This is a genomic window from Paenibacillus sp. V4I5, assembly GCF_030817255.1.
GTDB lineage: Bacteria > Bacillota > Bacilli > Paenibacillales > NBRC-103111 > Paenibacillus_E.
The window spans coordinates 114,731-128,562 of sequence record NZ_JAUSZB010000002.1; the positions used below are offsets into that span (position 1 = coordinate 114,731).

The following is a 13,832-nucleotide window of genomic DNA, read 5'->3' on the forward strand; positions in this document are numbered from 1 at the left end:
AATGGTTGATGTTCTGTCGCAAAATGAGATCGATGCCTTGCTAGCTGCTTTGTCCTCAGGCGAAATGGATGCGGATGAACTTAAGAAAGAGGAAACGCAGAAGAAGGTAAGGGCTTATGACTTTAAGAGAGCAGTACGTTTCTCAAAGGATCATATTCGTAGCTTAACCCGGATTCACGAAAACTTTGCACGATTTTTAACAACGTATTTTTCTGCTCAGCTCCGTACGTTCGTACAGATTAGTGTTGTCCAGGTTGAACAACTGCCCTACGACGAATTTATTCGTTCGATCCCGAAAATGACCATTTTGAACATCTTTGAAGCGGAGCCTTTAGAGGGTCGAATGGTGCTTGAGGTTCATCCCAATGTCGCATTTGCTATGTTGGATCGTTTGTTAGGCGGTGCGGGTACGACCCCAACCAAAATTAATGCTTTAACTGAGATTGAAACGATTGTGATGGAACGTATTTTTAGCAGAGCATTCGATAGTTTACAAGAGGCATGGAAGACTGTCATTGATATTCAACCTCGTTTAGAGGCCCTGGAAACAAATCCGCAGTTCATGCAGATTGTTTCACCCAATGAAACCATTGCACTAATATCACTTAGCACCAAAATCGGTGATACAACAGGGATGATCAACTTGTGTATCCCTCATGTGGTTATCGAACCCATCATGCCTCGACTTTCTGTGCATCATTGGTTTGTCTCCCAGAAGAAGACGAGAGCACCTGAAGAAGTGGAAGCACTTCAATCGCGCTTGGAAAAAACCAAGCTGCCTCTCATTGCAGAATTGGGATCGTCCGAAATTTCAATACGTGATTTCCTTGGCTTAGTGCCTGGCGATGTAATCCCGCTGCATAAATCCGTCGAAGATTCGCTTCAAGTCAAAGTGGGCGAGAAGCTGAAATATCTCGGAAGCCCCGGTACCTTAAAAGGGAAGATGGCTGTACAAATTACAGAAATCGTAAACGAAGGAGAAGAAGATTATGACGAATAACAGAGATTATTTGTCCCAGGAAGAGATCGATGCTTTGTTGAGACAGTCATCGGACGATAGTTCAGCCTCTTCTTTTAACGGGCCTCCTAAAGTTGAAGACTATTTATCTCCCCTAGAACAGGATGCACTTGGTGAAATTGGTAATATCACGTTTGGTAGTGCAGCGACAGCGCTTTCGACTTTGCTTGGAAAGAAAGTAGACATTACGACACCAAAGGTTTCTATTATTGGTAAAGAAGAATTGGAAGAGCAGTTTCCAAGACCTCATGTAGCCGTTCATGTGAATTATGTTGATGGTTTTGATGGTATTAATCTACTTGTCATTAAAACACGTGATGCCCAGGTCATTGCTGATTTAATGATGGGCGGTGATGGTACTGGCGGTGATGAAAATCTTAGTGAAATTCACATCAGCGCTGTCCAAGAAGCCATGAATCAGATGATGGGATCTTCTGCTACGTCCATGTCCACTATCTTCAATCGATTTGTCAATATCTCTCCCCCAGGAATCGACATATTAAATTTGTCGAAAGGAGAAGGAAAACTACCCGACGAGGACGTATTTATAAAGATATCGTTCCGACTAGCCATTGGCGATCTTATTGATTCTAACATCATGCAATTATTACCTGTTCCATTCGCCAAAGAAATGGTATCGATTCTCATGGGTGGTGATTCTGACTCTTCAATGGAGGCTGCGCCAGCGGCTCAAGCAGCGGCTCAAGCACCGGCTCCGTCACCAGTACCAGCACAGGAAGCTCATACACCGCCTCCTGCAGCTCCTAGTTCAATATACGATCAGCCTATGTACCAACAACAGCAGCCCGTGTATGAACAACCGATGTATCAACAGCCACCAATGGGGCAGCCCATGTATCCACCACAACAGCCCATGTACCCGCCACAACAACCCATGTATCAGCAGCCTCCGGCAGCTTATGGTGGAATGCCTAATCGAAATGTAAATGTTCAACCCGTACAATTCGGGAATTTACAATCGGGTTCGTTGGCGCAGGCTGATGATACAAACCTTAATTTACTACTGGATATACCTCTTAAGGTAACTGTAGAATTAGGCAGAACGAACAAGGTGATTAAAGACATTTTAGAACTTTCCCAGGGTTCTATCATTGAATTGGATAAGCTGGCAGGTGAGCCTGTGGATATCTTAGTCAATAATAAGTTGATTGCCAAAGGCGAAGTTGTCGTCATCGATGAAAACTTTGGGGTTCGTGTTACAGACATTGTTAACCAGTGGGAACGAATTCAAAAATTACAATAATTTAATTTTAGGGGGATTTTACTCATGGCTAACCGTATTCTAATTGTTGATGATGCTGCATTTATGAGAATGATGATTCGTGATATTTTATCTAAAAATGGTTATGAGGTTTGTGGAGAAGCGAATGATGGTGCTCAAGCCATCGAAAAATACAAGGAATTGAAACCAGATTTAATTACAATGGATATTACGATGCCTGAGATGGACGGCATTCAAGCATTGAAAGAAATCAAAAAAATTGAACCTACTGCTAAGGTCATTATGTGTTCGGCGATGGGGCAGCAAGCCATGGTTATTGATGCCATTCAAGCAGGGGCTAAAGACTTTATCGTGAAACCATTCCAAGCAGACCGTGTTATCGAAGCGATTAAAAAGACTCTAGGTTAAGCCGTCTACGTTCGGTTGAGTCTTACATAAACCGAAAGGGTTGTGACTATGAGAAGACTCCAATCGAAACGACTGATTACTGCAATATTAAGTGTAGTCGCAATGTTATATACCAAAGCTATTAGCTTTGCTGAAACAGAGCCGGGACAAGGTCTTCCAACATCGGAATTTCCGACTACGGACTCATTTAATTCGTTTGGCATGATTGTCAAGGTCATTTTCTTTCTCGTATTAATTATTCTCTTATTCTTTGTTCTTATAAAGTACATAGCTAAGAAAAATAAAGGTATGATGTTCGGGAACTCAATTCGTTCTTTAGGTGGAGTTCCCCTCGGACAAAATAAATCGATTCAGATTGTTGAAATTGGTCATTCGCTCTTCGTGGTTGGCGTCGGTGAGAACATTCAGTTGTTGGATAAGATCAATGACGCCGATGAAGTTGCGTATATTTCGGAATTGCTTACTTCTTCTCAAGATGATCGTGTTGGCTTTGGTGCAATAAGTAACTGGATAAGCAAACTTTCTGTTAGAAAGAAAGAGATCGAGGAAGAAGTGGAAATTACTTCATCCTTTCAACAAGTATTTCACGATAGGCTGCAGCGAGTATCAAACCGTAATAAAGATGCTCACGAATGGCTTTCTGATCAAAAACAAACAGATCGGTTGAATGATGAATGAAAAGAAATAAAATAGTTATTACATTTCTGATTGTAGTAATATCAGTATTCCTCTTAACTCTGACAGCTTCTGCTGCTGAAGTAGATCCAAACAATCCGATACCAGGGTTAAATGTGAATATTGGAACTAGTGGCACAGCAGGTGGATCATCTAATACCGTAACTTTATTGCTCTTATTAACCGTATTAAGTCTTGCACCATCTTTTCTTATTTTAATGACTTGTTTCACAAGAATTGTCATCGTGCTTGGATTCGTTCGAACATCACTTGGAACCCAGCAGATGCCGCCTAATCAGGTTCTAATCGGACTAGCTCTGTTTTTAACCTTTTTTATCATGTCTCCAACTTTGGGGGAGGTTAATCAGACAGCTCTGCAGCCTTATCTGAAGGGTGAAATTAATCAGACCCAGGCTTTTGAGAAAGCAGCCTTACCAATGAAGAAGTTTATGTTTAAACATACACGTCAGAAGGATCTAAAGTTGTTCTTAGACTACAACAAAGCTAAAGCACCTACAGGCGTAGAAGATATACCGATTACTTCATTAGTTCCGGCATACGCAATAAGTGAACTGAAATCAGCTTTCCAGATGGGGTTCATGATTTTCATCCCATTTCTAGTCATTGATATGGTTGTATCCAGTACCTTAATGGCAATGGGAATGATGATGTTACCGCCTGTTATGATTTCACTCCCTTTTAAAATTCTACTTTTCATACTTGTAGATGGTTGGTATCTTGTGGTGAGATCATTACTCCTAAGCTATGGTTAAGGATCAAGATATCGGAGGTTTCCTAAATGGGCTCGGAATTTGTAATACGGATTGCTGGTGAGGCTGTTTATACCGTTCTTAAAGCAAGTGCACCCATGCTTATTATTGGGCTTGTCGTTGGTCTGATCATAAGTATTTTTCAAGCAACGACGCAAATTCAAGAACAAACCTTAGCGTTTGTTCCCAAAATTGTCGCGGTTCTGCTGTCTATCTTAATATTTGGCCCTTGGATTATGAATACACTGGTTGACTTTACCTTTAATTTACTCAACAACCTTTACAAATTCGTTGGATAGGTTGTGAGCGATATGACATACTTTTTCCAAGTTATCCCTATCTTTCTGCTTATTTTTTGTCGAATTACATCGTTCTTTGTCGTAGTTCCAATTCTCTCTTCAAGAAATGTTCCGATGATGTTCAAAATCGGTCTATCTGTATTCATCTCGCTAATCATTTTTGCGACTATGGGGTTGGATAAACCCATTCCCATGGATGGTGAATACATTCTATTGATCATTCGTGAAATGCTTGTTGGCGTTTTACTTGGTTTTCTCGCCTATATCTTCTTTACGGTTGTCCAAACAGCCGGCTCTTTTATGGATATGCAAATCGGCTTCAGTATGGCGAGTGTGATTGATCCTCTAACGGGGGCCTCAACCCCAATGTTAGGTAACCTTAAATACATGGTCGCTGTGCTTCTTTTTCTTTCTTTTGATGGACACCATTATTTGATTAGAGCAATTATTGACAGTTACCGCTGGATACCGCTCGACAATCAGCTGTTCACACGCATCTATGATGGACAAATTTCGAATTTCTTATTTCAATCGCTGTCTAAAATGTTTTATCTCTCGTTTCAACTCGCAGCTCCTATCATAGCAACCCTTTTTTTGACAGATTTAGGACTAGGTCTCTTAACGAGGGTGGCTCCGCAGTTCAATATTTTCGTTATTGGCGCACCTTTGAAGATGATTCTTGGTTTTTTCCTGTTAATTATTCTTTTCCCTGAATTAATATCACAATTTCAACATTTATTTGCAACAATTTTTGATTACATGGAGAAGTTGCTTCAACTGATTAGCGGCACACAGCAACCATCACCTAAGTAGGAGGTAAGCCGTGTCCCAAACATTTCGATTGAAGCTTGATTTACAATGGTTTGCTGGGGAAAAGACGGAACCTGCTACAGCAAAGAAAAGGCAAGATGCTCGTAAAAAGGGTCAAGTTGCGAAGAGTATGGACTTGCCTGCGGCATTTATTTTACTCTTTTCATTTCTATCGTTCCTCATGTTCGGTGGTTATATGAAAGAGAAGATAATAAAAATCTTTCGCAACGTTTATGAGAATCAACTGACGATGGACATTACAGCCGCAAACGTTCAGGTATTATTCGTAGATTTAGTTAAACAAGGGTTAATCATTTTAGCTCCAATTTTCATCCTTGTGGTTTTAGTAGCTTTTATTGGGAATTATGCACAAATTGGCTTTATGTTCATTGGCGAACCCCTGATGATGAAGTTTAACAAGATCAATCCGATCGAAGGTTTCAAGCGAATTTTTTCGCTGCGAACCGTTATGGATTTTCTTAAGTCGACATTGAAGATGTTAATTATCGGATATGTCGTGTACACGACATTAATGGGGGAAAAAGCTAAACTGCTAGGTCTTGGCCATGCTCCATTGGAGAGTACATTTTCATTTATTGCCTCACTCACGCTAAAACTAGGGATCAAAATTGGAGCGATTTTAATTGTACTCGCCATTTTTGATTACATTTACCAAAAGTATGAGCACGAGAAAAGTCTGAAAATGTCCAAACAGGATATTAAGGATGAGTATAAGAAGAGTGAAGGGGATCCCCTTATCAAAGGAAAGATCCGCGCGAAACAGCGCCAGATGGCCATGCAGCGCATGATGCAAGAAGTCCCCAAAGCTGATGTTATTATTACCAATCCAACCCACTTTGCGGTTGCTTTGAAATATGATTCGAACAATATGCAAGCCCCAACTGTTATTGCTAAGGGCGCGGATTATGTTGCTTTAAAGATTAAAGAAGTTGCGAAGATAAACGGTATTATGACGATGGAAAATAAACCGCTTGCTCGAGCGATCTTTGCACAGGTGGAAATTGGTGAATCCATTCCCGCTGAGCTGTTCCAGGCTGTCGCTGAAGTATTGGCTTATGTATATAAAGTGAAGGGCAAAACGAACTAATGAGGAGGGAGGTACAATCAGATGAAGATCAAGGATTTATTTGTTCTTATAGGCATTATCGGAATTGTATTAATGATGATTGTACCGGTTCCAATCCCCTTGCTGGATTTTCTTTTAATTATTAATATATCGATTGCCTTAATGATTATTTTGGTTGCTATGAATACAAAAGAAGCCCTTCAGTTCTCAATCTTCCCTTCTTTGCTCCTGATTACGACTTTGTTTCGGTTGGCGTTAAACGTATCAACGACGCGAAACATTTTGTCGCATGCAGAAGCAGGCGACGTGGTCAGAACTTTTGGTTCTTTCGTTGCTCAAGGCAATATCGTCGTGGGATTCGTCGTGTTTCTCATCCTTGTCTTGGTACAATTCATTGTAATTACCAAAGGTTCTGAGCGCGTTGCCGAGGTTGCAGCGAGATTTACACTCGATGCGATGCCCGGAAAACAAATGAGTATTGACGCAGATTTGAATGCAGGTTTAATCAACGAGGTCCAAGCCCGTGAACGTAGACAAAAGATTGAACGAGAAGCTGATTTCTATGGAGCAATGGATGGTGCGAGTAAGTTTGTAAAAGGGGATGCCATCGCGGGCATTATCATCCTCGTCATCAATTTGATTGGTGGCTTCATTATTGGGATGACCATGAAAGGGATGCCTTTCGGCGAAGCACTCGAAACATTCTCAATTCTGACCATCGGTGATGGACTCGTCAGTCAAATTCCTGCTCTATTGATTTCAACGGCTGCCGGTATTATCGTAACACGAGCATCTTCTGAAGGTAATTTAGGCCACGATATTACGAAACAATTAACAGCACAACCTAAGCTTCTTTATATTGTTGCTGGGACACTTATGGTACTTGGCATTTTCACTCCTATTCATTGGTTTACCACGTTTCCGATTGCTGGTTTGTTAATTTTTGCGGCATTTAGAATGCAAAAGAATTTGGAACGCGAAGCGATCAAAGAAGAACAATTGGTGGAAGAGCAGCAAATTGAGGAAGTGCGAAGTCCTGAAAGTGTCATTTCCTTGTTACAAGTGGATCCCATCGAGTTTGAATTCGGTTATGGTTTAATACCACTTGCTGATACCCAACAAGGTGGAGATTTACTAGATCGGATTATTTTGATTCGCCGACAATGTGCGCTTGAGCTTGGGGTTGTCGTACCCGTTATTCGCATACGTGACAATATTCAACTACGTCCTAATGAGTATATCATCAAAATAAAAGGCAATACGGTTGCACGCGGCGAACTACTTCTAAATCACTACCTAGCCATGAGTCCTGGTATTGATGATGATTCAATAGCAGGTATTGAAACGACTGAGCCTGCCTTTGGATTACCTGCTATATGGATAGATGAAGTGACTAAAGAAAGAGCGGAGCTATCTGGCTACACAGTCGTCGATCCTCCTTCCGTAGTGGCTACACATTTAACCGAAATTATTAAGAAACATACACATGAACTTCTGGGTCGCCAAGAAACAAAAGCACTTATTGAGAATGTTCGCGAGTCTTATCCAGCACTTGTTGATGATCTTATTCCTTCCGTGTTATCGGTTGGGGACGTTCAGAAGGTATTGGCAAAGTTACTGCGTGAGAAAATTTCTGTACGTGACTTGGTAACGATTTTGGAAACTCTTGCTGATTATGGCTCTTATACAAAGGATCCAGAAATACTGACTGAATATGTTAGACAGTCATTATCAAGACAAATCACTCAGCAGTTTACTTCTTTAGGTGATTCCCTAAAAGTTATTACGGTTGGTCCTTCTGTGGAAAAGAAAATTGCCGATTCTGTTCAACAATCAGATCAAGGAAGCTACTTAGCACTAGATCCATCTTCTTCACAAATTATTTATCATCGCGTCAGCGAGCAAGTTACTAAATTGATTCAATCCGGACAACAGCCTGTTATTTTAACCTCACCAACGATTCGGATGTATCTAAGACAATTGCTTGAGAGAACTTTGCAAGATATACCTGTATTATCCTACAGCGAATTAGAGCCTAGCGTTGAAATTCAGAGTATGGGGGTAGTCAATTTATGAGAGTAAAAAGATACGTTGTCGATTCCATGCCGGACGCTTTGCAAAAAATTCGAACGGATTTAGGCAAGGATGCGGTAATCCTCAATACCAAGGAAATTCGCACAGGTGGTTTTCTTGGTCTTTTCGGAAAGAAAAAGATTGAAGTTATCGCTGCAATTGATGGAGCAAGCACGAATTCAGGAGGGGCCGCTCAGCGGTTAGCACCTCATACGCAGCCTCAGCAACAAAAAGTCATAACTCAAGATCAACCTGCAAGAGCCCAAACGCATTTGTCAGATTTTCCTGATGTCCCAGATGTGATCGCTCCTGTTTCTGCTAAAAAAGTACCCGTTACCGCTAGCGCAGGCGTTGAGACGCAACAGACATATACATCACAGCAGTCTTACTCACCTGTTTCGGTAAATGCACCTAATAGAGTCAATCTCAAAGATGAGCATCTCATGGAGGAGCTCAAACAAATGAAGGAAATGATGAGAAAGCTTACTCACGCATCCGACGTGTCAAATCTCCCTGAACCTTTACAGAAGATTGAACAACGATTATTTGACCAAGAAGTAGATCCTACATTAGTTCGTCAGATTATGGATGAGGTAATGGCAGATTTTCAACTTGCAGAAGAGCCTGTAACGGATGAGTCAGCTCTTCAAGTCGTGCGATCCAAGCTGGGACAGGTGTTTCAGTCCAATTGCAGTAAACAAATTTCACCACAAACACGTGTGGTACATTTCGTAGGTCCAACAGGTGTTGGTAAAACGACAACCATAGCAAAATTAGCAGCAGAGCAAGTGTTGAAATATCAACGTAAGGTTGGTTTTATTACTTCAGACACGTATCGAATTGCAGCAATTGAGCAGTTGAAAACATATGGAACAATCTTGAATGTACCCCTTGAAGTTGTTTTCTCGCCGCAGGATTTAGCGAAAGCATTTCATAATCTAGAACAATGTGACATCATTTTTATGGATACGGCTGGACGCAATTTTCGAAATGAAATGTATGTTTCGGAGCTTAACTCTTTGCTTAAGACACAAGGAAATAGTGAGACCATTCTGGTACTTAGCTTAACAACAAAGTATCGGGACATGAGAGCGATCACGAACAATTTTAATAAGTTTAAGTTAGACAAAGTCTTATTCACCAAAATGGACGAAACAGACTCCTACGGTGCTATTGTAAATGTTGTTCACGAGTTCTCACTGCAGCTTTCGTATGTTACGAACGGTCAAAGCGTACCCGATGATATTACGGAAATGAATGAGTGGCAAATCATCGATTTGTTATTGGAGGAACCTAGAGCATGAAGGATCAAGCAGAAGGGTTGCGGAACCTGGTACAGATACAGAATGACAAAGGCACAAAAGCAACCAGGATTATTACCGTGACTAGCGGAAAGGGAGGCGTAGGCAAATCAAATTTTACGCTAAACTTTGCTTTAACGCTTCAGTCCCAAGGTTATAAGGTTCTTGTTTTTGATGCAGACATTGGGCTTGCCAACATTGATGTGCTTATGGGGATTTCCTCCAAATACAATTTGTATCACTTGTTGAAAAAGGAAAAAACGATCTGGGAAATTATCCAGAAAGGCTACAATGATTTAGATTTTATTGCTGGTGGTTCTGGATTTAACGATTTACTTCGCTTAACCGATGAAGAACTGAACTACTTTGCCGAGCAAGTCATGCAGCTCAACGGGTATGTTGATTTTATCATTTTTGACACAGGAGCTGGATTGTCCAAAGAAACGTTGAAATTTATTCTTGCCGCCGAAGAAGCGTTCGTTGTCACAACGCCTGAGCCTACTTCCATAACGGATGCTTATGCCATTATTAAAATGGTTAACTCAATGGGACATGACGTTTCTTTTAAACTCGTTATCAACCGAGTAACCGATGCCAAGGAAGGCAAGCACACGGCTGATAAGATTTCTTTAGTAGCTAAACAATTTCTGGATATTCAAATCCCTACCTTAGGATTCGTTGATGATGATGCGGCTGTATCTAAGGCGGTTAAAAAGCAGATTCCTTTTACTGTTGCTTTTCCCAATTCGGCTGCATCACGCAGTCTTCAATTATTAGTTGATAATTATTTGAATGGTTATCAAGTAGTCGAAACACCAACATCCGGTGTCAAGGGCTTTTTAAATAAAATGATGAAACTTTTAAAATAGGATTTTCGCAAATCGTGTCGAATATGCACATAAGAGGGAGGTAAGCAGCTTGGCACCATATAACATTCTTGTCGTAGATGACTCCGTCTTTATGCGAAAAATTATAAGCGATTTGATCTCAGATAATCCTCAGTACAAAGTAATAGGAACAGCAAAAAATGGTCAAGAAGCTATTGAACAAGTGAAGCTTTTACGCCCCGATGCCGTTACGATGGATGTGGAAATGCCAATAATGAACGGTTTGGATGCTTTACAACGAATCATGGCAGAACAACCAACGCCCGTCATTATGTTAAGTTCCTTAACCCAGGAGGGTGCTTTTGAAACGATTAAAGCGCTCGAGTGGGGCGCTGTCGACTTTATTCGAAAGCCGTCAGGCTCCATATCCCTTGACCTGTATAAAGTTAAACAACTTCTTCATGAGAAGCTGCATATGGCAGTTCGAACGAAGTTAAGGCCGGTACAGCAGCAGCCTGTGTCTCCGCAGGTTATACAACCGTTAATATCCAAAGGTAATGACAGTTTGATGAAAGCACCGGATACTAAACTTGCTGCTAAGCCTGTTTCAACGCATTTCGATCATCTAGTAGCTATAGGTACTTCAACAGGAGGACCTCGCGCCTTACATCAGGTGATCTCTCATATTCCTGCAGGTTTTCCTGCGCCGATCTTAATTGTTCAACATATGCCACCTAATTTCACCAAATCATTAGCCCAACGTCTGAATGACGTTTCTCAGATACAGGTTGTCGAGGCTGCGGAAGGGGATGTGCTACAAACGGCAACAGCTTATGTAGCTCCGGGAGGATGGCATATGATCATCTACAAAGATACTGACAAAACGTACAAAATTAGATTGACCAAAGAAGATCCTCGTTCTGGCCACCGGCCCTCGGTGGATGTCATGTTTGAGTCCTTGCTTGGTATGAGTGAGTTGAAGCGGCACATCGTCCTGATGACCGGTATGGGCAGCGATGGAGCTAAAGGCATGCTCTCATTAAAGCAATCTGGCGTATCAACAACCATTGCCGAGTGCGAAGAAACCTGTGTCGTATACGGGATGCCTAGAGCTGCTGTAGAGATCCAAGCTGCGATGCATGTTTTGCCACAGCAGGATATAGCCATTCGATTAGCTCAATGCGTACTTAATTAATGAAATTTAGCATGCAGGTTACATAATGATTCTATTGGAGGTGTGTGGTTTTGGAACTTAGTCAATATTTATCCATGTTTATCGATGAATCGAAAGAGCATTTGCAATCTTTGAATGAGAACTTACTTAATTTAGAAAGCAATCCCCAGGATATTAGTATTGTTCATAACATTTTCCGCTCTGCTCATACGTTGAAAGGGATGTCCGCAACAATGGGCTTCGAGGATATCGCTGCCCTTACGCACGAGATGGAAAATGTGTTGGACTTGGTACGTAACAGTAAAATTGAAATGAACCCATTCATTTTTGACTGCATTTTCAAAAGTCTTGATTCATTGGAATCCATGGTTGAAGATATTATTCAAGGTGGTACTGGGAAAGCAGATGTTTCACCAATCGTCGTTGCTCTTCGTTCCATCGTGACAGGTGACTATAAAACCGCACAAGCTCCGGCTGTGACAGCTGCGAAGGAACCAGCAAAAGGTATCGAAGTTGATGAGTTTCAATTCTCTATTCTTCAACAATCGATTGACTCGGGATTCCTTGTATTCTATATCGAAGTAAGTGTTAATGAAAATTGTGTACTTAAGGCAGCAAGGGCATATATGGTGTTCGATGCACTGGAAAGAATGGGCGAAATCGTGAAAGCGACGCCATCCGTACAAGAAATCGAACAAGAGAAATTTGATCGTTCCTTCTCACTTTATTTCATTTCTAAGGTTGATCAAGCAACGTTAGAGAAAGAAATTTTGAACGTTTCCGAAATCCAATCTGCCGTCATTATCACAGTTGATTCCGAATCGCTTGCCGAATTATCCCGCCCAAGAACTGAAGTTGAGGCGGCAAGACAAGAAATAGCTGCAGCTGTTGCAGAAGCGATCACACCTGTTGTATCTGTTGAAGCCATACATAATGTTGAGCCAGTTGCGACTGCAGTTAAACCAGCTGCAGGTGGGGCACCTGTTGCAAGTCGTACAATTCGTGTTGATATTGAACGCTTAGACGCACTCATGAATCTGTTCAGCGAACTATTAATTGATCGAGTACGTTTAGAACAACTTGCTAGCGAGGTTAAACGTAATGATCTGACTGAAACCGTTGAACATATGTCTAGGGTCAGCAGTGATTTGCAAAATATAGTATTGAAGCTCCGCATGGTTCCTGTTGATTCTGTATTCAATCGCTTCCCACGGATGATAAGGGACTTGGCTAAATCGCTAGATAAGAAAGTAGATTTGGTCATTACAGGTGCTGAAACGGAATTAGATAGGACCGTTATTGATGAAATCGGTGACCCCCTTGTACATTTACTGCGTAATGCCGTAGATCATGGTATTGAGTCTATCAGCGATCGATTGGCAGCTGGTAAAAGTGAGCAAGGTACCATTCAGTTGCGTGCTTTCCATAGTGGGAATCATGTCTTTATAGAAATTGAAGAAGATGGTAGAGGGATTTATAGAGAAAAAGTATTGAAGACTGCACTCAAGAATGGCCTTGTAACAGCAGAACAAGCAGCGAAGTTAAGTGATTTGGAAGTATACAACTTGTTGTTCGCATCTGGTTTTAGTACGGCCGAGAAAATTTCTGATATTTCTGGACGTGGCGTTGGTCTTGACGTTGTGAAAACGAAGATTCAGATGTTGGGTGGGCATGTTCAAGTTGATTCCAAACCAGGTTTTGGAAGTAAGTTCTCTGTTCAATTACCACTGACGTTGTCCATTATTTCTGCCATGCTTGTGCGTCTTGGCAGCGAAAAATATGCGATACCGTTATCATCCATTGTTGAAACTTCAGCTATTCAGAAGCAACAGATTCGAAACATTCACGGTAACAAAATGGTGGAGTATCGTAATACGGTTATTCCTCTTGTATCTCTCAGTACATTGTTTAATGTACCAGATTTTAATGAGGATCTTGAGGAAGAGACTGAGATTGTTGTTGTACGTAAAGGGGACAAACAAGTTGCCTTGATGGTAGACGAATTTATTGGTCAGCAAGAAATCGTTCTCAAAACATTAGGTAAATATTTATCCGGACTATTTGCAATATCTGGTGCAACGATTCTAGGGGATGGACAAGTCGCATTGATCATTGATCCGAATGCATTGATTAAATAATTACATACT

General features: G+C 41.2%; 13 protein-coding genes. All 13 read left to right on the forward strand.

Features of this window, described 5'->3' with window-relative positions; translation table 11 throughout:
• Position 1 precedes the first annotated feature (1 nt).
• Genes fliM through QFZ78_RS02420 form a run of 13 tightly spaced genes read left to right on the forward strand, consistent with a single transcriptional unit; the run spans position 2 to position 13,823 of the window.
• Positions 2-1,000: a flagellar motor switch protein FliM gene (gene fliM, locus QFZ78_RS02360; protein ID WP_171688257.1), complete on the forward strand. Its 999-nt coding sequence runs from the start codon at positions 2-4 to the stop codon at positions 998-1,000.
• Complete coding sequence (gene fliY, locus QFZ78_RS02365) at positions 990-2,282, forward strand: flagellar motor switch phosphatase FliY (RefSeq protein ID WP_307545115.1); 1,293 nt, start codon at positions 990-992, stop codon at positions 2,280-2,282. The genes fliM and fliY overlap by 11 nt, the downstream gene beginning before the upstream one ends.
• Positions 2,283-2,306: 24 nt before the next feature.
• Positions 2,307-2,669, forward strand: a complete 363-nt coding sequence (locus QFZ78_RS02370; protein WP_029195368.1) for a response regulator — start codon at positions 2,307-2,309, stop codon at positions 2,667-2,669.
• Between the two features lie 48 nt (positions 2,670-2,717).
• The gene (locus tag QFZ78_RS02375; protein ID WP_307545116.1) at positions 2,718-3,347 is read left to right on the forward strand and encodes a flagellar biosynthetic protein FliO; all 630 of its coding nucleotides are present in this window, start codon (positions 2,718-2,720) and stop codon (positions 3,345-3,347) included.
• Positions 3,344-4,117, forward strand: coding sequence for a flagellar type III secretion system pore protein FliP (fliP, locus tag QFZ78_RS02380; protein WP_307545117.1), 774 nt, complete (start codon positions 3,344-3,346; stop codon positions 4,115-4,117). The genes QFZ78_RS02375 and fliP overlap by 4 nt, the downstream gene beginning before the upstream one ends.
• Positions 4,118-4,143: 26 nt before the next feature.
• Entirely contained in the window at positions 4,144-4,413 is a 270-nt protein-coding gene (fliQ, locus tag QFZ78_RS02385; RefSeq protein WP_029195371.1) for a flagellar biosynthesis protein FliQ, read from the forward strand.
• Between the two features lie 12 nt (positions 4,414-4,425).
• The gene (gene fliR, locus QFZ78_RS02390; RefSeq protein ID WP_307545118.1) at positions 4,426-5,226 is read left to right on the forward strand and encodes a flagellar biosynthetic protein FliR; all 801 of its coding nucleotides are present in this window, start codon (positions 4,426-4,428) and stop codon (positions 5,224-5,226) included.
• A 10-nt stretch (positions 5,227-5,236) separates the two neighbouring features.
• Positions 5,237-6,331, forward strand: coding sequence for a flagellar biosynthesis protein FlhB (gene flhB / locus QFZ78_RS02395; RefSeq protein WP_307545119.1), 1,095 nt, complete (start codon positions 5,237-5,239; stop codon positions 6,329-6,331).
• Between the two features lie 21 nt (positions 6,332-6,352).
• Complete coding sequence (gene flhA / locus QFZ78_RS02400) at positions 6,353-8,386, forward strand: flagellar biosynthesis protein FlhA (protein WP_307545120.1); 2,034 nt, start codon at positions 6,353-6,355, stop codon at positions 8,384-8,386.
• On the forward strand, positions 8,383-9,687 hold the full coding sequence (gene flhF / locus QFZ78_RS02405; RefSeq protein WP_307545121.1) for a flagellar biosynthesis GTPase FlhF: 1,305 nt from the start codon (positions 8,383-8,385) through the stop codon (positions 9,685-9,687). Before flhA ends, flhF begins: the two co-directional genes overlap by 4 nt.
• A complete protein-coding gene (locus tag QFZ78_RS02410; RefSeq protein WP_307545122.1) occupies positions 9,684-10,553 on the forward strand; it encodes a MinD/ParA family protein in 870 nt (289 codons plus the stop codon). Before flhF ends, QFZ78_RS02410 begins: the two co-directional genes overlap by 4 nt.
• Positions 10,554-10,602: 49 nt before the next feature.
• Positions 10,603-11,706 (forward strand): protein-glutamate methylesterase/protein-glutamine glutaminase, encoded by a 1,104-nt coding sequence (locus QFZ78_RS02415; RefSeq protein WP_307545123.1) that lies wholly within the window; start codon positions 10,603-10,605, stop codon positions 11,704-11,706.
• A gap of 50 nt (positions 11,707-11,756) precedes the next feature.
• On the forward strand, positions 11,757-13,823 hold the full coding sequence (locus tag QFZ78_RS02420; protein WP_307545124.1) for a chemotaxis protein CheA: 2,067 nt from the start codon (positions 11,757-11,759) through the stop codon (positions 13,821-13,823).
• Positions 13,824-13,832 lie beyond the last annotated feature (9 nt).